Consider the following 20,605-nt stretch of genomic DNA (forward strand, 5'->3'; position numbering starts at 1 on the left):
GGTGACGGGGCTCGACGAGCTGAGCCCCGGTCTTGTTACGCCCGTAGCGACAGCGGCGCATACCCGATGGCGTGCTGCAGGTAATTCAGCAGCAGCTGGCGGGTGAAGCGCGGCTCATCGATACCGCTGCCCTGCAGGAAGCGTTGCAGGTTGCTGCAGTCCCACCGATAGGTGTCTTGATAGAGCTCCACCGTCGATAGCTCGTCCACCATAGGATCCTTGAACAGGCTGAGCAGCGGGTACAGCGGCGCGTCGCTGTCGTTTTCCCATTGGGCCCGCCACTGTGCGAAGGGCAGAGGGCGAAAGCGATAACCGAACTCGCGCTCCAGCAGGCTGAAAAATTCACGCAGCGTCAGATTATTGTCACCTTGATGGATCAGGTTGAATTTCTGCCCCAGCGCCTGCGGGTTGCGAGAGACGTGGGCGATGGCCTGGGTCATGTAATCCACCGTGGTTAACCCTTCGCGCATCTCCCGTAAATCCGGCACCGTGCCGCTGCTGATGCAGGTTTTCACCAGCCGCCCCCACCATTGGTAATCGGCGTTGACGCCGGTGAGGCTGTGGCAGGTGGCGTAGCCCAGGCGGAAGGTCATCAGCGGCAGGCCCTGTTTCGCCGCCAGATCGGCGATTTTCTCCATCACCCATTTGCTGCGCACGTAGCCGATATCGCGGCTGACCGCCGGCAGGTTTTGGTCGATATCGTCGTTTTCCCGCATCACCCGTTTGCCGGTGTGCAGATGCCCCCAGCTGTAAACGGAGATGGTCGACAGCAGCATCAGCGGCTTGGTGCGGCTATGCGCCGCGAAGCGAATGATTTCCCGCAGGCCCTGCACGTTGTCGCGCTTCATGTAGGCGTAAGGCTGGATAAAATTCACCGCGCTGGCCGAATGGTAAACCAGGTCGATATCTCGGCTTAACGCCCTGTAGGCCGCAGGCGTCAGCGAAAAGTCGTGTTCCGCGACGTTGCCAGGCACCATATGGATGCGCGCGTGCTGGCTGGCGTTCAGCGCGATCCGGTAGCGCTGCAGCACCGCCTCCAGCCGCTGTCTCGGCGGCAGTTTGGCGCCGTCGCGCACCAGACAGTACAGCTCGGCATCGGTGGTGCGCAGCAGATCGGCCAACAGATGTGCGCCGACGAAGCCGGTGGCGCCGGTCAGCAAAATGGCGCGCGGTGCGCTGATTTGCCGCGTATCGAACGTCGGATCGATGACGAGATCCGGCGGCAAATACACATCATCCTGCAAGGTGCGCGCTTCGCCTTGCCGCTGTGTCGGTTGCCGGTCTTTGCGTTGTGCCAGCGCCTGCGCCAGGGTACCCAGAGTGGGATATTCATAGATGTCGTGCACCGAGGTCTCGACGGCAAACGCCTTGGCCAGTGCCGCCATCAGCTTGGCCGCCAACAGCGAATGACCGCCCAGCGAGAAAAAATCATCGTCGGTTGCGGGCTGTTCCACCTTCAGCAATGAGCGCCATAGATCGGCGACGATGCGCTGGTCGGCGGTCAGCGGCTGCGCAACGCCGGCGCTGACCGGTTGGTAATGCGCTAACAGGGCCGCTTTGTCTATCTTGCCGTTGTTGTTCAGCGGCATGTGTTGCAGTAAACGATAATCGGCGGGCAGAAATGCGCTGGGCAGCGTTTCTTTCAGTTTCTGTCGGACGCGTGCGATCACGCTTTCGCCGTCACTCTCCGCGATCAGAAACGCCACAATTTTCTTGCCCAGCGGATCATCGGCCATCGCCATGGCGGCCACCGCTTTACGAACGCCCGCAACCTGCAACATGGCGTTTTCGATTTCGCCCAGTTCAATGCGATTGCCGCGGATTTTGACCTGATCGTCGATACGGCCCAGATATTGAATGCGGCCATCCGCCAGCCAACGAGCCCGATCGCCGCTGCGATACAGACGTAACCCGGCGAAGTGAGGCGGGGTGATGAAGCGTTCGGCCGTCAACGCCGGATTGTTCAGGTAGCCGCGTGCCAGGCAACGACCGCTGATATACAGCTCGCCGGGGCGATCGCCGATCACGGGCTGCAGTCGGTCATCGAGGATGAATATTTCGGTATCGCCGATGGGCCGCCCAATGCTGGCGGGCGGATTTTGCGTGGCGCAAGCCACCCGGTTGCAGGTGACGAATATGGTGGCTTCTGTCGGGCCGTAGTAATCGATCAAGGGATAATCGATACCGCGCAGATCGACCGGATGAAGTTTTTCCCCCGAGCTGAACAGATACCGCAGCGCCAGATTGGCCGGCTGCGGCGCGCCGACCACGTCGGCGACCAGCACTGCGGGCAGGCTGGCGTGAGTGATACCCTGTTCGGCAAAATAGGCCAGCAGCACTTCCGGCTGCAGGCGAGCGTCTTCCGGCGGCAGATACAATGTGCCGCCGCTGGTCAGAGGCGACCAGATCTCCCATTGCGCGACGTCGAAACTCAAGCCGGCGATCAGCGTAGAACGACTTTCGGCATCCATAGCGAATTGCTTGTTATGCCAGAGAATTAAATTCAGCAGCGACTGATGTTCGATCAGCACACCTTTCGGTTTGCCGGTGGTGCCTGAAGTGAAAATGAGATAAACGATGGCATCGGGAGGCGGAGAGATTAACGTTATATTTTCCTGTGGCGAAATTGATATATTATCAATATAAATAACGTCTTCGCTGAAATTATCTTCCGATAACGCAATTGTCGCGTTGCTGGCGAGTATTAAAGGGGAACCGCTTTGCGTAACGATATCCTGTATTCTTTTTTCCGGGTAACGCGCATCGATGGGAATATAGCCTGCGCCGGCTTTGACGATCGCCAACATGCCGATCAGCATTTCCGGCGTGCGCAGCGTGACGAGCGGCACATAGCTGCCGGGCGCCACGCCCCGTCGTAGCAACAGCGCGCACAGTGCGCTGCTGGCTTCATCCAATTGACGGTAGGTCAGGTGTTTATTATTGCCGACGACGGCAAGTTTTTCCGGATAACGGGAAACTTGTTGGGTAAAATAATCCAATACGCTAGGTGCCATGGTTATCTCCTGTCATTATTCACGGGGTGAACGAAATGAAACAGCAATGACCCGGCCGGGTGAAAAACAATTATAGGCGTATTTTTATTGTGGGATTGTAAATGTGAGTGATATTACGCTATCGCTATAAATTAATTGAATTAATAAAATTCTTATCAATAAAAACGGCCAGTCTGCACTGGCCGTGATTCGCGTGAGCGTCGATTAACGACGCACGGCGATGGCTTCGATTTCGATCTTCACGTCTTTTGGCAGACGCGCCACTTCCACGCAGGAGCGGGCCGGGAACGGCGCGCTGTGCTCGGTGAAGAAGGCTTCGTACGCGGCGTTGACGGTGGCGAAGTCGTTCAGGTCTTTCACGAACACGGTGGTTTTCACGATGTCGGCAACGATCAGGCCGGCGGCTTCGACGATCGCTTTGACGTTTTCCAGCGACTGGCGCGCCTGAGCGGCCACGTCGTCGGCAACGGCGCCGGTTTTCGGATCGACCGGGATCTGGCCGGAAGTGATGATCATGCTGCCCAGATCAACGCCCTGCACGTAAGGACCAATGGCTGCCGGGGCGAGTTCAGTGCTGATATTACGTGACATGTTTTCTCCTGATAGACCCGTTGTCTTTCACGCCGCCGCGCGGTCGGCCGCAGCGTAAAATTCGGTGGGTAGCAACGTGGGTAGAGTTATTTTCAGGCATCCATTATAGGGAGTGACGCGCAGATTAACAGCGCCGCTCCCGCTAAAAGGGCAGAATTCAGTCGGCCTGCAACACCACCTGATGCTCGAACTCTTTCTCGCAGTAGCGGCACTTCAGGTGCACTTCGCCGTCGCGCGGCTTCACGCTGAAGCTCGACGCCACCGGCTCGCTGCGGCTGATGCAGTTGCTGTTCGGGCAGGTCAGCACGCCGTCGATGTGATCCGGCAGGCTGAGGGTCAGTTTGCGCACCACTTCATAGTTATCGATGCGGTTTACCGTGGCCTTCGGCGCGTACATCGCCAGCTGGTTGGCCTGCTGCTCGGTCAGGAAGGTGTTCTCGATCTTGATCAGATCCTTGCGGCCCAGCTCGTTGGAGGGCAGGTTCAGGCCGATGGTGATGCGCTGGTCGGTGGCGGTCAGCTTGAACAGCGTCAGCAGTTTGAACCCGATCTGCGCCGGAATGTGGTCGATCACCGTGCCGCATTTGATCGCTTCGACCTGCAGTTTATTGTCGTGAGTCATGGCGGTTCCCCCTTAAAGAGCCAAATCTGCGTTAAGCACCAGCGCCAGCAGCGCCTGGCGGGCGAAGATGCCGTTGCCCGCCTGCTGGAAGTAGTAAGCGTACGGCGTTTTATCCACGTCGGTGGCGATCTCGTCGATGCGCGGCAGCGGGTGCAGCACCTTGAGGTTGGCGCGCGCGCCGGCCAGATCCGCAGCGCGCAGGACGAACTGCGCCTTCACGTTGGCGTACTCGGAAGGATCGAGGCGCTCTTTCTGTACCCGGGTCATGTAGAGAATATCCAGCTCCGGCACCACTTCTTCAATGCTGCTGTGCAGGCTGTACTCGATGCCTTTCTCTTCCAGCATTTTCAGGATGTAGGCCGGCATCGCCAGCGCGTCCGGGGCGATGAAGTAGAAGCGGTTGCCTTCGAACTTGGCCAGCGCCTGGGTGAGCGAGTGCACGGTGCGGCCGTACTTCAGGTCGCCGACCATGGCGATGCTGAGGTTGCTCAGGCGGCCCTGGGTTTCCTGGATGGTGAACAGATCCAGCAGGGTCTGGGTCGGGTGCTGGTTGGCGCCGTCGCCGGCGTTGAGCACCGGTACGTTGCCGGAGAATTCAGCGGCCATGCGCGCCGCGCCTTCCTGCGGGTGGCGCATCACGATGGCGTCCACGTAGGTGCTGATCACCGAGATGGTGTCGGCCAGGGTTTCGCCTTTCTTGCCGAGCGAGGTGTTGCTGCCGTCGGCGAAGCCCACCACCGAGGCGCCGAGGCGGTGCATCGAGGTTTCGAACGACAGGCGAGTACGGGTCGAGGCTTCGAAGAAGCAGCTGGCGATCACCTTGTGTTTCAACAGTTCCGGCTGCGGGTTGGCTTTCAGACCGGCGGCGGTGCGCAGCACCAGCTCCAGATCCTCGCGGCTGAGATCGTTAATAGAGATGATGTGTTTGTGATACAGCGGGTTGGCCATTTTTCACTCCTCCTCGACGCGTGCCCGTGGCGCGGGACTTTGGGATATTCTCAAGGCAAAAAAAAGCCCCTCAATGAGGGGCTTGAAACGATCGGTTTAGCAACAGGAGAAACAACGGCAGCTGGCCGCCGATAGGCAGTCGGTTTTGTCGATTGTGGCTAACAAAACAAACGTCGTTTTTCATGCTTTCTCCTGGCAAATTGTGGCGCATTATACTCGCGCTTTTCGCCACTGCAAGCGCTAAAACGCCGTTTTTTGCCGCCCCGCAATCGATTGGCCGGCGATGGCCGCCCGCCGGCTATTTGTTGACGCGATCGTAGTAGACCATGTCGGCGTTCAGCCCCTGCTGGTAGCCTTTGACGTTGTCGCGTAGCACCACTTCGGTTTTGGCCTGATCGATAAACACGTAAGGCGAACTGCGCTGCAGTTCCTGCTGCATGGCGGTGTACAGCGCGCGGCGCTTGGCCGGATCGGCTTCGGCCAGCGCCGCCAGCGTCTGCTGGTTCAACTGCGGGATCTGCCAGCCGTTCAGTCCGGCTACCGTGCTGCTTTTGCCGTCGTTGTAGGCGAAGGCGCTGGCGTTGGAGTGGGCGTCGAAGTAATCCGGGATCCACAGGCGGATCGCCGCCTGATGCTGCCTGGCGCGCACGCGGGAGTAAACCTGGCTGCCCGCCGCCGGCAGCAGCTCTACTTTCACGCCGGCGGCGGCGAAGCTGCCCTGCAGCGCCTGCGCGATGGTGATGAACGGCGGCTTGTTCTCTACGTCCAGCGTAAAGGCGGCGTGGGTGATGCCCGCTTTGGCCAGGATGGCTTTCGCCTTGGCCGGATCGTAGCTGAACGGGTTGGTCTCCAGCGCGCCCGGCAGCCCGACCGGCAGGAAGCTCTGGTGCACGAAGTATTGGCCCTTCAGCAGATCCTTCGTGATGCCCTGATAATCCACCAGGTAGCGCGCCGCTTCCCAGAAGGCCGGGTTGCTCAGCAGCGGATTGGCGCCGTTGCCGGTGTTGAACACCAGGTAGTTTTGCTCGGCGGACGGGATCTCCAGCACCTTGACGCCCGGCTGGTTTTTCAGCGTGTCGGTCTGATCGGCGCCCAGTTCGCGGGCGATATCGGCGTCGCCCTGCTGGATCAGCAGGCGGCGGGTGGCCGGATCCGGCACGTTTTTAATGATGATATTTTTCAACTGCGGCTTGTCGCCCGGCGTGGTGGGGTTAGCGTCCAGCACGATCGCCTGATGCGGCTGATAGACGCGCATCTTGAACGGGCCGCTGCCGGCGGAGTGCATTTTCAGCCAGGCGTTACCGAAGTCGCCGTCTTTAACGTTGGCCAGCGCCGCCTTGCTGTCGACGATCGAGGCGATCGGCGTCGAGAGGATATTCAGCGCCACCGCCGGGCTGACGTCCGCCGTCCAGCGCAACTGCACGGTATGTTCGTCAATCTTCTTCAGCTGCGCGTCGATGTTGTCCGGCTGCCAGCCGAGCACGTTGAGGATGAACGCCGGCGACTTGTTCATCTTGACCGCGCGGCTGTAGGAGAAGATCACGTCGTCGGCGGTCAGCGGGTTGCCGGAGGCGAACGCCGCCTGCGGCCGCAGTTTCACCGTCAGCGTTTTGGCCGCCGCATCGGCCTGCCAGCTTTCCGCCAGCACCGGCGCCACCTTGGCCGGATCGTCGCGATCCGCCTGCACCAGCCGCTGATACAGGCTGGGCACCGTCTGGATGCTGGAGAGTTCGTTGGCTTCCGCCGGATCGAGGCTGACGATGTCATCCAGCGATTGCACCACCACCAGCGTATTCGGCGGCGTGGCGGCTAACGCGGCGGTGGGCAGGGCGGCGAGCAGGAACAGCGGCAAGAGTTTGGCTTTCATCGGTGTGTATCCCCTGAAGGCGCCGCCAGGCGGCGCTGAGAACGGTTTGTTATCGTTGGTTTTTACGGCGCGGGTGCCGTCGGCCTGTCACGGTAGAACCTTTGCCCGTGGCGGGCAAAGGCCAATCCGCTATTTGATATTCCAGGAATATATTAGCCGCCCTGGCCGGGGGCGCCAGGGCGGAAAGGGGGACAATCAGAGGGTTTCGCTCAGCGTGGCGACCAGCACCGCTTTGATGGTGTGCAGCCGGTTTTCCGCCTGATCGAACACCACGCTGTGCGCCGATTCGAACACTTCGTCGGTCACTTCCATGCCGCCGTGCAGATCGTACTGCTGCGCCATCTGCTTGCCGAGCGTGGTTTGATCGTCGTGGAACGCCGGCAGGCAGTGCAGGAACTTCACGTTCGGGTTGCCGGTCAGCTTCAGCATCGCCATGTTGACCTGATACGGCCGCAGCAGCGCGATACGCTCCTGCCAGGTCTCTTTCGGTTCGCCCATCGACACCCAGACGTCGGTGTAGAGGAAGTCGGCGTCTTGCACCCCTTCGGCGATATCTTCGGTCAGGGTGAGTTTCGCGCCGGTTTGCTGCGCCAGCGCCTGGCATTCGGCCACCAGCTCCGGCTGCGGCCAGCAGGCCTTCGGCGCTACCAGCCGCAGATCCATGCCCGCCAGCGCGGCGGCTTCCAGCAGCGTGTTGCCCATGTTGTTGCGCGCGTCGCCGATGTACGCCAGTTTCACTTCGCTCAGCGCCTTGCCCGGCAGGTGCTCCTGCACGGTGAGCAGATCCGCCAGCAGTTGGGTGGGGTGGAACTCGTCGGTCAGGCCGTTCCACACCGGCACGCCGGCGTATTCCGCCAGGGTTTCCACCAGCGCCTGGCCGTAGCCGCGATACTGAATACCGTCGTACAGGCGGCCCAGCACCCGGGCGGTGTCTTTCATCGACTCTTTATGGCCGATCTGGCTGCCGCTCGGGCCGAGGTAAGTGACCTGGGCGCCCTGATCGAATGCGGCAACTTCGAAAGAGCATCGCGTGCGGGTCGAGTCTTTTTCGAAGATGAGCGCAATGTTTTTGCCCTGCAGCCGGCGCTGTTCCTGCCCCTGCTTCTTGGCCTGCTTCAGATCGGCCGAAAGCCGCAGCAGCGCCTGCAGCTCGGCGGGGGTGAAATCCATTAACCTCAGAAAGTGACGTTGGTAGAACGCATTGCCGGTGCTCATAGTCCGATTCCCTGATTGCTTAATTGAATTAAAATTCACTTTATATGTATGAATATTCAATTTCAACCCCGGCGAGGAAATCTTTCACGTTTATCGTGGAAGCAATGTCGGCGGTGTGTGAAAATAGAAGGAATGAAGGCCATTTGACTTGAGGATATAGGCATGGCAAACCGCGAATTGCTGGAAGAACAACGTGAAGAGACCCGCCTGATCATCGAAGAACTGCTGGAAGACGGCAGCGATCCGGACGCGCTCTACACCATCGAGCACCATCTGTCCGCCGAGAAATTTGAGGTTCTGGAGCAGGCCGCCGTTGAAGCCTTCAAGCTGGGCTACGAAGTGACCGACGCCGAAGAGCTGGAAGTGGAAGACGGTTCGATGGTGATGTGCTGCGACGTGATCAGCGAAGTCGGCCTGAACGCCGAGCTGATCGACGCTCAGGTCGAGCAGCTGGTGGCGCTGGCGGAACGCTGTGGCGTCAACTACGACGGCTGGGGTACCTACTTCGAAGATCCGAACGGTGAAGACGGTGAGGATGACGAAGACGGCGATTACATCGACGAAGACGACGACGGCAAACGCCACTGATTAACCCCGCTTATTCACATGGGCCGGTTCTCGCCGGCCCCTGATATCCCCGTCGTCTTTCAAGCTGCAGCGTTGTTGGCTGCACTCCCTCACCCCAGTCACTTACCTAAGTAAGCTCCTGGGGATGAGTGAGCTGGCCGCCTAGCTGCAACTTGAAATACATAGGGCAATGACGCCATGACATACCAATCCCTGTTAGCCCCGATTTTAAGCTTCCTGCACTGTGAAACGCCCGACGCCTGGATCGACGCCGCGCGCCGTCCGGAAAACCTGCAGCTGTTGCTGACCGACCACCTGGTGTGCGAGCTGAAGGCCGCGCAGACCGGCATGTGGCTGATCCGCCGCTACGTGGCGGACAAAGAGAGCGGCGACGCGCTGTTGGCGCTGCTGCGCCCTTACGAGGCGTTTCTGCACGAGGCGCAGGGCGCGCCGGACACTCTGTTTCGTCAGGGCCAGTTCACCCGCAAGATCTTGCCGAAAAACGGCTCGGCCTACGGCCAGGATCTGGCGGATCGCATGGTGCTGTTAATCAAGGAAGAGCTGCATCACTTCTCGCAGGTGCTGGAGATCATGCAGGCGCGCGGGATCCCGTATCGCAAGATCACCGCCAGCCGCTACGCCAAGGGCATGATCCGCGAGATCCGCACCCACGATCCGGCGACGCTGATCGACAAACTGATCTGCGGCGCCTACATCGAAGCGCGATCCTGCGAACGCTTCGCCAAACTGGCGCCGCACCTGGACGACGAGCTGAACCGCTTTTACGTCTCGCTGCTGCGATCCGAAGCGCGTCACTATCAGGACTACCTGACGCTGGCGGAACAGATCGCCGGCGGCGACATCAGCGAACGGGTGGCGCATTTCGGCCGTCTCGAAGCTGAGCTGATCCTGTCGCCGGACAGCGAACTGCGCTTCCACAGCGGCGTGCCCGCCGCCGCCTGAGGTTGAGGCGCGCCCCTACTGCGGCGCGCCCAGCAACAGATCCACCGCCTTTTCCGCCAGCATGATGGTCGGCGCATTGGTGTTGCCGCTGGTGAGCTGCGGCATCACCGAGCAGTCGATCACCCGCAGCTGTTCAAAACCGTGCACCCGCAGCTGCGGATCGGTCACCGCGTCCTGCGGCGACGGCCCCATGCGGCAGCTGCCCACCGGGTGATACACCGTCTTGCAGAAGTTGCGTACGAACTCTTCCAGCTGCGCTTCGTCGCGCGTCCATTCCGGCTGCGGCATCAGCAGATCTTTGATCAGCGGCTTCAGCGCCGCGGTTTGCAGGAAATCCAGGCCGAACTTCACCGCGCGCACGCTGCCGGCCAGATCGTCCGGGTGGCCGAGGTAGTTGGCGTGCAGCTTGACCGGATCGCGCGGGTTGCTGCTGCGCAGCTGCACTTCGCCGCGCGCCTTCGGCTGCAGGTAGCCGACCTTGAGCGTGAAGCCGTGAATGTTCGGCAGCGGCTCGCCGGGCACGTCGTCCCAGCTGTCCAGCAGCGGCAGGAAGTGGATTTGCACGTCCGGCCGGCCGTCGCCCTGGCTGTCGGTGAAGGCGGCGCCTTCCAGCACGTTGGACGAGAGCACGCCGCTGCGAAACGCCAGCCATTGCGCGCCGTGGCTCAGCGCCTGCAGGCCGCGATCGGCGCCGAACAGGCTGATCGGCTCGCGGGTGCTGACGTTGATCGACATGTGCAGGTGGTCGTGGAAGTTTTTGCCCACCGGCAGATCCGCCCGCACCTCAATGCCCAGCTGTTGCAGGTGGTCGCGCGGGCCGATGCCGGAGAGCATCAGCAGCTTCGGCGAACCGACCGCGCCGGCGCTGACGATCACCTCTTTGGTGGCGCGCGCGGTGACTTCCGCGCCGCCGTTCTGGCTGTAGACCACGCCGGTGGCGACGTTGCCCTCGAAGGTCAGCCGGTGCGCCAGGGCGTTCAGTTTCACCACCAGCCGCCGTTCGTCGCGCACCGCCTTCAGGTAGGTGCGGGCAGTGCTGGCGCGTTCGCCATTGTGGGTGGTGGTTTGGTAGAAACCGACGCCGTGCTGGCTGTCGCCGTTGAAGTCGTTGCGGTAGGGCAGGTTCAGCTCCTGGCCGGCGCGGATAAACGCCATGCTGAGCGGGTGGCGGTAGCGGTTTTCGCTGACCGGCAGCAGCCCGTCGGTGCCGTGGTAGTCGTCCGACAGGCTTTCGTTGGCCTCGGCGCGTTTGAAGTAGGGCAGCACCTCGCGGTAGCTCCAGCCGGTGCAGCCGTAGCGTTCGGCCCAGTCGTCGTAGTCCTGCGGCTGGCCGCGCAGGTAGATCATGCCGTTGACCGAGCTGCTGCCGCCCAGCACCTTGCCCTGTGCGATCTGCATGCGGCGGTTGTTGGCGTGCGGTTCCGGTTCCGTCTCGTAGGGCCAGCTCTTTTTGGCGATGATCTTGGCCACCCCGGCCGGCATCTTGATGAACAGGTTATTGTCGTCGCCGCCGGCTTCCAGCAGCAGCACCCGCGCCTGGGTGCGGCGGATCAGCTGCGCCGCCAGTACGCAGCCGGCAGAACCGGCGCCGACGATGATGTAATCAAAGGTGTTTTCCGACATGACAGCTCTCCGTGCGCGATTGGGATACTGGCAGAGTAACGCGGGGGGAAAAACGGTCAATTTGCGATCGTTAATTTATTAACGAACTTCACATTAAATTTACATCGTGGTTTTTAACGTCAGTTTATCTGCTTGAAAAACGGCGTTATAGCGAGTTTTACTGATTGATTGCGATATTAATAAAATGGCGCAGCAAGCTGCGCCATGATAGAGAGGGCGGGGGGCGATTACAGCGTTTTCAGCATGGTAACTTCGCAATCGACGTGGCCGGTGGCGCCCATCGCATGGTCGATGTGTTCGAAGCCCAGGTGTTCGTACAGCGCAACGGCCTGCGTCAGGCTGGCGGTGGTCTCGAGGTAACAACAGCGGAAGCCGTGCTGGCGGGCGAAATCCAGCGCCTGCAGCGCCAGGCGCTTCGCCAATCCCTTGCCGCGCAACACCGGCAGGAAATACATCTTCTGCAATTCGCAAATATCGTCTGCGCCGCCCTGCAGCGGCGCGATGCCGCCGCCGCCGGCGACCTGACCGTCCACCTCGATCACCCAGTAAGCGCTGCGCGGCAGGCTGTAGAGCTGATACAGGGCGTCCAGATTGGGATCGGAGACGGTATAGCCTTTATCCGCCGTCAGGCCGTGCTCGGCAGAGACTTCGCGAATGACGTGAGCAATGGCGGGATTGTCTTCCGCCGTGATGGGGCGCACCAGCAGGCGCGCCGGGGTTGCTGTTGTCATGTTTACACTCGCCATTGAAAGAGACCACGTTCGTTTTTCGTTTTTATCGCAGCACGAAACGCGCCGGGGGTTATTTCCCGGCGGCGTCCCTGCAGCAGTAATATCTTGTAATAACATCTAACCCGGCCCGGATGCAACGGCGATAAAAAAACAGCGGGGAAGACCCCGCTGTTTTTCAGGCGTTGGCGTGAGCCGGTGGATTACAGCGCGGCGATGGTCGCCTGCTGTTCCTGCAGCTTCACTTTGCCTTCTTTGCAGGCCGCCAGACGATCGCGCTCTTTGGCGACCACCGCTTCCGGCGCGCGCGCCACGAAGCCTTCGTTCGCCAGCTTGCCTTCGATCGAAGCGATTTCCGCATCCAGCTTGCCCATCTCTTTCGCCAGACGCGCGATCTCGGCGTCCTTGTCGATGAAACCGGCCATCGGGATCAGCAGCTCGGCGCCGTCCACCAGCTTGGTGACGGAGACCGGGCCTTTATCACCGGCCGGCAGCAGCGCGATGGATTCCAGGCGCGCCAGACGGGCGATAAAGCTTTGGTTCTCCTGCACGCGGCGCTGGGCGTCGGCGCTGCAGTTGCGCAGCAGCACGTCGAGCGCTTTGCTTGGCGCGATGTTCATCTCGGCGCGGATGTTGCGCACGGCGATGATGGTTTGCTTGATCCACTCCAGATCGTTCAGCGCCTGCTCGTCTTCCAGCGCGGCGTCGTAGGCCGGGAACGGCTGCAGCATGATGGTGTCTGCGGTCGTGCCGGTCAGCGGCTTCACGCGCTGCCAGATGGTTTCGGTGATGAACGGAATGATCGGGTGCGCCAGGCGCAGCAGCGCTTCCAGCACGGTGATCAGCGTGTGGCGGGTGCCGCGCTGTTCCGCTTCGCTGCCGTTGCTCACCACCGGCTTGGTCAGCTCCAGATACCAGTCGCAGAACTGGTTCCAGGTGAATTCGTACAGGATGTTGGCCGCCAGATCGAAGCGGTAGGTGTCCAGCGCTTCGCGGTAGGCTTTCACCGTGCGATTGAATTCGGCCAGGATCCAGCGATCCGCCAGCGACAACACTTTCTCGCCGCCGTTGAAGCCGCAGTCGTGCGCTTCGGTGTTCATCAGCACGAAGCGGCTGGCGTTCCACAGCTTGTTACAGAAGTTGCGGTAGCCTTCCAGGCGCTTCATGTCCCAGTTGATGTCGCGGCCGGTCGAGGCCAGCGCCGCCAGGGTGAAGCGCAGGGCGTCGGTGCCGTGCGGCTCGATGCCGTTCGGGAACTGCTTCTCGGTGCGCTTGCGGATTTTCTCCGCCAGCTGCGGCTGCATCATGTTGCCGGTGCGTTTTTCCAGCAGATCTTCCAGCGAGATTCCGTCGACCATGTCCAGCGGATCGATCACGTTGCCTTTCGACTTGGACATCTTCTGGCCTTCGTCGTCGCGGATCAGACCGGTCATGTAGACGGTCTTGAACGGCACCTGCGGCTTGCCGTTTTCATCCTTGATGAAGTGCATGGTCAGCATGATCATGCGCGCGATCCAGAAGAAGATGATGTCGAAGCCGCTGACCATCACGCTGGTCGGGTGGAAGGTTTTCAGCGCGTCGGTCTGCTCCGGCCAGCCCAGGGTGGAGAAGGTCCACAGGCCGGACGAGAACCAGGTGTCCAGCACGTCTTCGTCCTGGGTCAGCACCACGTCGGCGCCCAGGTTGTTCTCGCTGCGCACTTCTTCTTCGCTGCGGCCCACGTAGACTTTGCCGTTCACGTCATACCAGGCCGGGATGCGGTGGCCCCACCACAGCTGACGCGAGATGCACCAGTCCTGAATGTCACGCATCCAGCTGAAGTACATGTTTTCGTACTGCTTCGGCACGAACTCGATTTGGCCCTGTTCGACCGCTTCCACCGCCACTTTGGCCAGCGGCGCGGTGCGCACGTACCATTGGTCGGTCAGCATCGGCTCGATCACCACGCCGCCGCGGTCGCCGTAAGGCACCGTCAGGTCGTGCGGTTTGATCTCGTCCAGCAGGCCCAGATTATCGAAGGCGGCAACCACCGCTTTACGCGCCGCGAAGCGCTCCAGGCCACGGAACTCGGCCGGGATCTCGTTGCAGTAGTCGGTGCAGACTTCGCCCAGGGTGTTGAACACTTCCGCTTCCTGGCGGATGTCGCCGTCGAAGGTCAGAATGTTGATCATCGGCAGGCCGTGGCGTTTGCCGACTTCGTAGTCGTTGAAATCGTGCGCCGGGGTGATCTTCACGCAGCCGGTGCCTTTTTCCATATCGGCGTGTTCGTCGCCGACGATGCGGATGCGGCGGCCGACCAGCGGCAGAATGATCTCTTTGCCGATCAGATCTTTATAGCGCGGATCTTCCGGGTTGACCGCCACGCCGGTATCGCCCAGCACGGTTTCCGGACGGGTGGTGGCGACCACCAGATAGTCTTTGCCCTCGGCGGTTTTCGCGCCGTCGGCCAGCGGGTAGCGCAGGTGCCACATGGAGCCTTTGGATTCGCGGTTTTCCACTTCCAGATCGGAGATGGCGGTGCGCAGCTTCGGATCCCAGTTCACCAGGCGCTTGCCGCGGTAGATCAGGTCTTCTTTGTGCAGACGGACAAACACTTCGCGCACCGCGTTCGACAGGCCTTCGTCCATGGTGAAGCGCTCGCGCTCCCAGTCCACGGAGTTGCCCAGACGGCGCATCTGGCGGGTGATGGTGCCGCCGGATTCCGCCTTCCACTGCCAAATTTTGTCGATGAACGCGTCACGGCCGTAGTCGTGGCGGGTTTTGCCTTCTTCCGCGGCGATCTTGCGCTCCACCACCATCTGGGTGGCGATGCCGGCGTGGTCGGTGCCCGCCTGCCACAGGGTGTTTTTACCCTGCATGCGCTGATAGCGAATCATGGTGTCCATGATGGTCTGCTGGAACGCGTGGCCCATGTGCAGGCTGCCGGTGACGTTCGGCGGCGGGATCATGATGCAGAAGCTTTCCTGGCTGGTGTCGCCGTTCGGCTTGAAGTAACCCTGATTCTCCCAATGATCGTACAGCTTCTGTTCGATCTGTTTTGGGTCGTATGCGGTGTCGAGCTGACTGTTTGTCTTTTCCATTCTTTATCGTATTCAGTGAGTTGGCGGCGTAGCCGTGGTCAAATGGAAGCCGACGCTGCGATAGGCCTTGTAACGGTCGCGCGCCAACTGTTTCAGAGTGTCTTCGTAAGGAACGAAGTCTACCACTTCATGGAAAGCGGTAGCAAAATCGGCAAACTGCGGCAGCAGGGCGATCAGCAGATCGCGCGGGGCATTGCCGCGCTTGCCGGGCCAGCACAGTTCTACCGGCGCGCCGTAGTGCGGCCCTTCGCCGGCCAGGTTGTGCGGCACGAATTCATGCGGCTCGCGCTGCCACAGCGCTTCGTCCAGCCGCTGAGCCTGCTCCTGGCTCTCGCAGGCGATCAGCACCCGCTTGCCGGCACGCCAGCGTTCGGCGGCAACGGCGCAGGCCACGGCCTCATGGGCGCTGAGCGCGCTAGACGGTTCCGCGTTGTCGAGCAAATAAAACGTCGCCTGTTTCATTAAGGATCCACCGCTGCCGATAAAAAAATGTAGGGGCACAGCATGCTGTGCCCCTTGGGATTATACCTGAATTACCGCTCAGATTTAATCGTCGCCGTTCAGGCCCGCGCGGTTCAATAGGAACTGCGACAGCAGCGCCACCGGGCGGCCGGTCGCGCCCTTGGCTTTACCGGAACGCCAGGCGGTGCCGGCGATATCCAGGTGCGCCCAGGTGTACTTGCGGGTGAAGCGCGACAGGAAGCAGGCAGCGGTGATGGCGCCGCCAGGGCGGCCACCGATGTTTGCCATATCGGCGAAGTTGGAGTCCAGCTGCTCGTAGTACTCGTCGGCCATCGGCAGGCGCCAGGCGCGGTCGCCGGCCTGCTCGGAAGCGCCCAGCAGCTCGTGCGCCAGCGGATTGTGGTTCGACATCAGGCCGGTGATGTGGTGGCCCAAGGCGATCACGCAGGCGCCGGTCAGGGTGGCGATGTCGATCACCAGCTCCGGCTCGAAACGCTCGACGTAGGTCAGGGTGTCGCACAGCACCAGACGGCCTTCGGCGTCGGTGTTGAGTACCTCGACGGTCTGGCCAGACATAGTGGTCAGCACGTCGCCCGGACGATACGCCCGGCCGCCCGGCATGTTTTCACAGCCGGCCAGCACGCCGATCACGTTCAGCGGCAGGTTAAGCTCCGCCACCACGCGCATCACGCCGTACACGGTCGCCGCGCCGCACATGTCGTATTTCATCTCGTCCATGCCGTCGGCCGGTTTGATCGAGATGCCGCCGGAGTCGAAGGTCAGCCCTTTGCCTACCAGCACGATCGGCTTAGCGTCCGGATTTGGGTTGCCCTTATATTCCATCACCGACATCAATGATTCGTTCTGCGAACCGGCGCCGACCGCCAGATAGGCGTTCATGCCCAGCTCTTTCATCTGCTGTTCGCCGATGACGCGGGTGGTGATGTGGGTGCTGAAGGCGTCCGCCAGCTGGCGGGCCTGCGAGGCCAGGTAGCCGGCGTTACAGATGTTCGGCGGCATGTTGCCGAGATCTTTGGCCGCCTTGATGCCGGAAGCCACCGCCAGGCCGTGCTGGATAGCGCGCTCGCCGCTGGTGAGCTCACGGCGGGTCGGTACGTTGAACACCATTTTGCGCAGCGGACGACGCGGCTCCACCTTGTTGCTTTTCAGCTGATCGAAGGTGTAGAGCGTCTCTTTGGCGGTTTCTACCGCCTGACGCACTTTCCAGTAGGTATTGCGGCCTTTCACGTGCAGTTCGGTCAGGAAGCAGACCGCTTCCATCGAGCCGGTGTCGTTGAGGGTATTGATGGTTTTCTGGATCACCTGCTTGTATTGGCGCTCATCGAGCTCGCGCTCTTTGCCGCAGCCGATCAGCAGGATGCGCTCGGAGAGAATGTTGGGCACATGGTGCAGTAGCAGCGTCTGCCCGACCTTGCCTTCCAGTTCGCCACGGCGCAGCAATGCGCTGATATAACCATCACTGATTTTGTCGAGTTGTTCTGCGATAGGGGACAGGCGGCGCGGTTCGAAAACGCCGACTACAATACAGGCACTGCGCTGTTTTTCCGGGCTACCGCTTTTTACACTGAACTCCATGCACTCTCCTGAATCTTAAAGACAAAGGCGGACGCTACGGCTAGAATAACCGACTCCGTAACGATCTCCTGCCATTTGAGTTAACGGATTATGTTAACCTGAACGGCATAAATTGCTCTGTTTTGGCGACTATAAGCAAGTTCCTATAGGACACCCAAACGGCTTGATGTTGTAATACTATTTTAGCTGTGAAGGTTGCCATATGATGAGAATAAATGGCGGATTAACGATGAAATTATCGATTTTCCTGCAAAAAGACAAGTTTTCACAGGCGTAATAAGCGTGATCATCATAAGATATCTGGTACGGGAAACGCTCAAGAGCCAAATCGCCATTCTGTTCATCCTGCTTCTGATCTTCTTTTGTCAGAACCTGGTCAGGGTGTTGGGCGACGCGGTGGACGGCAATATCCCGACAAACTTAGTACTCTCCCTGCTCGCGTTGGGCGTGCCGAAAATGGCGCAGCTCATCCTGCCTTTGAGCCTGTTTCTCGGCTTGCTGATGACGCTTGGGCGGTTGTATACCGAGAGCGAAATCACCGTCATGCACGCCTGCGGACTGGGCAAACGCACCCTGATTATCGCCGCCATGATCCTGGCGCTGCTCACCTCTGCGGTCGCGGCGGTGAACGTGTTTTGGGCCGGCCCCTGGGCCTCGCGCTATCAGGACGTGGTGGTGAACGAAGCCAAGGCCAACCCGAGCATCGCCGGGCTGGCGGAAGGGCAGTTCAAACCCTCGCAGGACGGTAACGCGGTGCTGTTTATCGGCAACGTGAAGGGCAGCACCTTCAACGACGTGTTCCTGGCGCAGCTGCGGCCGAACGGCAACCAACGCCCGTCGGTGGTGGTGGCCGAGCACGGCAACATCGTGCAGCAGAAAGACGGCTCGCAGGTGGTGACGCTCGACAAGGGCACCCGCTTTGAAGGCACCGCGCTGCTGCGCGACTTCCGCATTACCGACTTCACCGACTACAAGGCGGTGATTGGCCACCGCACCGTGGCGGCGGACAACACCGAATCCGAACAGATGTCGATGCAGACGCTGTGGGAATCCGACGATCCGGACGCGCGCGCCGAGCTGCACTGGCGCCTGACGCTGGTGGTCTCGGTGGCGCTGATGGCGTTGCTGGTGGTGCCGCTCAGCGTGGTGAACCCGCGCCAGGGCCGCGTGCTGAGCATGCTGCCGGCCATCCTGCTGTATCTGATCTTCTTCCTGCTGCAGACCTCGCTGCGCTCCAACGCCGGCAAGGGCAAGCTGGATCCGATGCTGTGGCTGTGGCTGGTTAACGGCGTTTACTTCGCGATCGCGCTGGCGCTGAACCTGTGGGATACCGTGCCAATGCGCAAGCTGCGCGCACGCCTGAGAGGAGCGGCCTGATGTTTGGCGTATTAGACCGGTATATCGGTAAAACGATTTTCAACACCATCATCATGACGCTGTTCATGCTGGTGTCGCTGTCCGGCATCATCAAGTTCGTCGATCAGCTGCGCAAGGTCGGCCAGGGCGAATACACCGCGCTGAGCGCCGGCATGTACACCCTGCTGAGCGTGCCGAAAGACATCGAGATCTTCTTCCCGATGGCGGCGCTGCTCGGCGCGCTGCTCGGCCTGGGCCAGCTGGCGACGCGCAGCGAACTGGTGGTGATGCAGGCTTCCGGCTTCACCCGCCTGCAGATCGCCGGCTCGGTGATGAAAACCGCCATTCCGCTGGTGCTGCTGACCATGGCGATCGGCGAGTGGGTGGCGCCGCAGGGCGAGCAGATGGCGCGCAACTACCGCGCCCAGCAGATGTACGGCGGCTCGCTGCTCTCCACCAAGAGCGGGCTGTGGGCGAAGGACGGCAACGACTTCATCTACATCGAGCGCGTCTCCGGCGATAAAGAACTCTCCGGCGTGAACATCTACCACTTCAACGATCAGCGTCGCCTCGAGACGGTGCGCTATGCCGCCACCGCCAGCTTCGAGAACGGCCTGTGGCAGCTTTCGCAGGTGGACACCTCGGATCTGACCAACCCGAAACAGGTGACTGGCACCCAGACGCTGACCGGCGAATGGAAAACCAACCTGACCCCGGACAAGCTGGGCGTGGTGGCGCTGGATCCGGATTCGCTCTCCATCAGCGGGCTGCACAACTACGTGAAGTACCTGAAGCAGAGCGGCCAGGAAGCCAGCCGTTATCAGCTCAACATGTGGAGCAAAATCTTCTCGCCGCTGTCGGTGGCGGTGATGATGCTGATGGCGCTGTCGTTCATCTTCGGCCCACTGCGCAGCGTGCCGATGGGTATCCGCGTGGTGACCGGCATCAGCTTCGGCTTCCTGTTCTACGTGCTGGATCAGATTTTCGGCCCGCTGAGCCTGGTGTACAGCATGCCGCCGGTGCTGGGCGCGCTGCTGCCGAGCATGCTGTTCCTGCTGATCAGCGTGTATATGCTGCTCAAACGCAAGTAGCGGGGCGATCGGTAGTGAAGAAAGGCGTGGCCGCGGGGCCGCGCCTTTTTTGTTGGGGGGATCAGCCGATGCTTAGTAGCACAATGCCGGCATCCTGATAGGCCTGCGCGTCTTCCGGCAGGCGATCCAGCACGAGAGTGTCGATCTGGGCAGGGGAGGCGAACTGCGCCAGCGAGGTGTTGCTCAGCTTGGAGTGATCGCACACCACGATCACCTGATTGGCATGTTCCACCATCGCGCGCTTGGTTTCTGCCAGCATGATGTCGGCCACGCAGGCGCCCTGTTTCAGCGACAATGCGTTGGTACCCATAAACGCCTTGTCGATGTTCAGCGTATCCAGCAGCGAACGGCCGTTGATGGCGACCGCGCAGTGATAACCCTTTTTGACGATGCCGCCCAGCAGGATGATCTGGATAGATTCGACGTCTTCCAGACTCTTGGCGATCATGAAATCGTTGGTGACCACGGTCAGGTTGCGGCGCTGGCGCAGATGGCGGGCGATCTGCAGGGTGGTGGTGCCGGTGTCCAATACGATGATGTCGCCGTCTTCCACCAGGCCGGCGGCCAATTGACCGATTTGCTCCTTGGCGCTGAGGTTCACCTCTTCACGCTGATCGGAACCGACCTCGAAGCTGGCGCGGGTGCGCAGAATGGCGCCGCCGTGGGTGCGTGTCAGCATACCGGCGTCTTCCAGAATGCGCAGATCGGTGCGGATGGTGGCGCCGGAGACGTTAAAGCGCGAGCTCATTTCCCCCACGGAGAGCTTGCGCTTCTCCTTGAGAATGGCGAGGAGTTTTTCCTGGCGCTCTTCTGCGAACATGCTCACTCATTCACTCCTGACAGGCACTATGGACGTGCGGCTAATATACCTTGCACATCGGC

The 20,605-nt window shown here is 60.8% G+C and carries 16 protein-coding genes; 4 read left to right on the plus strand and 12 right to left on the minus strand.

All coding sequences use genetic code 11. The annotated features are described in order from the left end of the window. Nucleotides 1–35 precede the first annotated feature (35 nt). From EKL15_RS19685 to argF, 6 genes are all read right to left on the minus strand, one after another. Complete coding sequence (locus tag EKL15_RS19685) at nucleotides 36–3,014, minus strand: non-ribosomal peptide synthetase (RefSeq protein WP_203090274.1); 2,979 nt, start codon at nucleotides 3,012–3,014, stop codon at nucleotides 36–38. Nucleotides 3,015–3,218: 204 nt separating this feature from the next. Next, nucleotides 3,219–3,605 carry a 2-iminobutanoate/2-iminopropanoate deaminase gene (ridA, locus tag EKL15_RS19690; RefSeq protein ID WP_004933379.1) on the minus strand — a complete coding sequence of 129 codons (387 nt, stop codon included), beginning with the start codon at nucleotides 3,603–3,605 and terminating at the stop codon, nucleotides 3,219–3,221. Nucleotides 3,606–3,762: 157 nt separating this feature from the next. Continuing rightward, a complete protein-coding gene (gene pyrI, locus EKL15_RS19695) occupies nucleotides 3,763–4,227 on the minus strand; it encodes an aspartate carbamoyltransferase regulatory subunit (protein ID WP_038879023.1) in 465 nt (154 codons plus the stop codon). A 12-nt stretch (nucleotides 4,228–4,239) separates the two neighbouring features. Next, complete coding sequence (gene pyrB / locus EKL15_RS19700) at nucleotides 4,240–5,175, minus strand: aspartate carbamoyltransferase (RefSeq protein ID WP_038879020.1); 936 nt, start codon at nucleotides 5,173–5,175, stop codon at nucleotides 4,240–4,242. 298 nt (nucleotides 5,176–5,473) lie between these two features. Further along, nucleotides 5,474–7,042, minus strand: coding sequence for an ABC transporter substrate-binding protein (locus EKL15_RS19705; RefSeq protein ID WP_203090276.1), 1,569 nt, complete (start codon nucleotides 7,040–7,042; stop codon nucleotides 5,474–5,476). A gap of 195 nt (nucleotides 7,043–7,237) precedes the next feature. Then, a complete protein-coding gene (argF, locus tag EKL15_RS19710; protein WP_048321256.1) occupies nucleotides 7,238–8,257 on the minus strand; it encodes an ornithine carbamoyltransferase in 1,020 nt (339 codons plus the stop codon). A gap of 162 nt (nucleotides 8,258–8,419) precedes the next feature. Between argF and rraB the strand changes: the two genes are divergently transcribed. Continuing rightward, nucleotides 8,420–8,845: a ribonuclease E inhibitor RraB gene (gene rraB / locus EKL15_RS19715; protein WP_025305115.1), complete on the plus strand. Its 426-nt coding sequence runs from the start codon at nucleotides 8,420–8,422 to the stop codon at nucleotides 8,843–8,845. Between the two features lie 177 nt (nucleotides 8,846–9,022). After that, a complete protein-coding gene (gene miaE / locus EKL15_RS19720; protein ID WP_015376459.1) occupies nucleotides 9,023–9,787 on the plus strand; it encodes a tRNA isopentenyl-2-thiomethyl-A-37 hydroxylase MiaE in 765 nt (254 codons plus the stop codon). Nucleotides 9,788–9,802: 15 nt separating this feature from the next. On the opposite strand, the gene EKL15_RS19725 is transcribed toward miaE, so the two are convergent. The 5 genes from EKL15_RS19725 to pepA form a co-directional block, all read right to left on the minus strand. Continuing rightward, nucleotides 9,803–11,410, minus strand: a complete 1,608-nt coding sequence (locus EKL15_RS19725; protein WP_197757287.1) for a GMC family oxidoreductase — start codon at nucleotides 11,408–11,410, stop codon at nucleotides 9,803–9,805. 227 nt (nucleotides 11,411–11,637) lie between these two features. Next, nucleotides 11,638–12,141 carry a GNAT family N-acetyltransferase gene (locus EKL15_RS19730; protein WP_004933360.1) on the minus strand — a complete coding sequence of 168 codons (504 nt, stop codon included), beginning with the start codon at nucleotides 12,139–12,141 and terminating at the stop codon, nucleotides 11,638–11,640. 200 nt (nucleotides 12,142–12,341) lie between these two features. Then, complete coding sequence (locus tag EKL15_RS19735) at nucleotides 12,342–15,218, minus strand: valine--tRNA ligase (protein ID WP_087762999.1); 2,877 nt, start codon at nucleotides 15,216–15,218, stop codon at nucleotides 12,342–12,344. Nucleotides 15,219–15,230: 12 nt separating this feature from the next. After that, complete coding sequence (locus EKL15_RS19740; protein ID WP_203090278.1) at nucleotides 15,231–15,680, minus strand: DNA polymerase III subunit chi; 450 nt, start codon at nucleotides 15,678–15,680, stop codon at nucleotides 15,231–15,233. Between the two features lie 84 nt (nucleotides 15,681–15,764). Continuing rightward, nucleotides 15,765–17,276 (minus strand): leucyl aminopeptidase, encoded by a 1,512-nt coding sequence (gene pepA / locus EKL15_RS19745; RefSeq protein WP_033636874.1) that lies wholly within the window; start codon nucleotides 17,274–17,276, stop codon nucleotides 15,765–15,767. 282 nt (nucleotides 17,277–17,558) lie between these two features. Between pepA and lptF the strand changes: the two genes are divergently transcribed. Continuing rightward, nucleotides 17,559–18,653 (plus strand): LPS export ABC transporter permease LptF, encoded by a 1,095-nt coding sequence (lptF, locus tag EKL15_RS19750; RefSeq protein WP_019453291.1) that lies wholly within the window; start codon nucleotides 17,559–17,561, stop codon nucleotides 18,651–18,653. Next, on the plus strand, nucleotides 18,653–19,723 hold the full coding sequence (gene lptG, locus EKL15_RS19755) for an LPS export ABC transporter permease LptG (RefSeq protein ID WP_004933350.1): 1,071 nt from the start codon (nucleotides 18,653–18,655) through the stop codon (nucleotides 19,721–19,723). Before lptF ends, lptG begins: the two co-directional genes overlap by 1 nt. Before the next feature lie 61 nt (nucleotides 19,724–19,784). On the opposite strand, the gene EKL15_RS19760 is transcribed toward lptG, so the two are convergent. Then, nucleotides 19,785–20,543: a DeoR/GlpR family DNA-binding transcription regulator gene (locus EKL15_RS19760; protein ID WP_203090323.1), complete on the minus strand. Its 759-nt coding sequence runs from the start codon at nucleotides 20,541–20,543 to the stop codon at nucleotides 19,785–19,787. Between the last annotated feature and the right edge of the window lie 62 nt (nucleotides 20,544–20,605).

Source organism: Serratia sp. 4542, from assembly GCF_016805595.1.
Taxonomy (GTDB): domain Bacteria; phylum Pseudomonadota; class Gammaproteobacteria; order Enterobacterales; family Enterobacteriaceae; genus Serratia; species Serratia nevei.

Coding starts and splice junctions, on each gene's coding strand:
- EKL15_RS19735 (WP_087762999.1), bottom strand. CDS start 15,218: ATGGAAAAGACAAACAGTCAGCTCGACACCGCATACGACCCAAAACAG.
- ridA (WP_004933379.1), bottom strand. CDS start 3,605: ATGTCACGTAATATCAGCACTGAACTCGCCCCGGCAGCCATTGGTCCT.
- EKL15_RS19740 (WP_203090278.1), bottom strand. CDS start 15,680: ATGAAACAGGCGACGTTTTATTTGCTCGACAACGCGGAACCGTCTAGC.
- pyrB (WP_038879020.1), bottom strand. CDS start 5,175: ATGGCCAACCCGCTGTATCACAAACACATCATCTCTATTAACGATCTC.
- EKL15_RS19730 (WP_004933360.1), bottom strand. CDS start 12,141: ATGACAACAGCAACCCCGGCGCGCCTGCTGGTGCGCCCCATCACGGCG.
- pepA (WP_033636874.1), bottom strand. CDS start 17,276: ATGGAGTTCAGTGTAAAAAGCGGTAGCCCGGAAAAACAGCGCAGTGCC.
- pyrI (WP_038879023.1), bottom strand. CDS start 4,227: ATGACTCACGACAATAAACTGCAGGTCGAAGCGATCAAATGCGGCACG.
- EKL15_RS19705 (WP_203090276.1), bottom strand. CDS start 7,042: ATGAAAGCCAAACTCTTGCCGCTGTTCCTGCTCGCCGCCCTGCCCACC.
- EKL15_RS19760 (WP_203090323.1), bottom strand. CDS start 20,543: ATGTTCGCAGAAGAGCGCCAGGAAAAACTCCTCGCCATTCTCAAGGAG.
- argF (WP_048321256.1), bottom strand. CDS start 8,257: ATGAGCACCGGCAATGCGTTCTACCAACGTCACTTTCTGAGGTTAATG.
- lptG (WP_004933350.1), top strand. CDS start 18,653: ATGTTTGGCGTATTAGACCGGTATATCGGTAAAACGATTTTCAACACC.
- rraB (WP_025305115.1), top strand. CDS start 8,420: ATGGCAAACCGCGAATTGCTGGAAGAACAACGTGAAGAGACCCGCCTG.
- EKL15_RS19725 (WP_197757287.1), bottom strand. CDS start 11,410: ATGTCGGAAAACACCTTTGATTACATCATCGTCGGCGCCGGTTCTGCC.
- miaE (WP_015376459.1), top strand. CDS start 9,023: ATGACATACCAATCCCTGTTAGCCCCGATTTTAAGCTTCCTGCACTGT.
- EKL15_RS19685 (WP_203090274.1), bottom strand. CDS start 3,014: ATGGCACCTAGCGTATTGGATTATTTTACCCAACAAGTTTCCCGTTAT.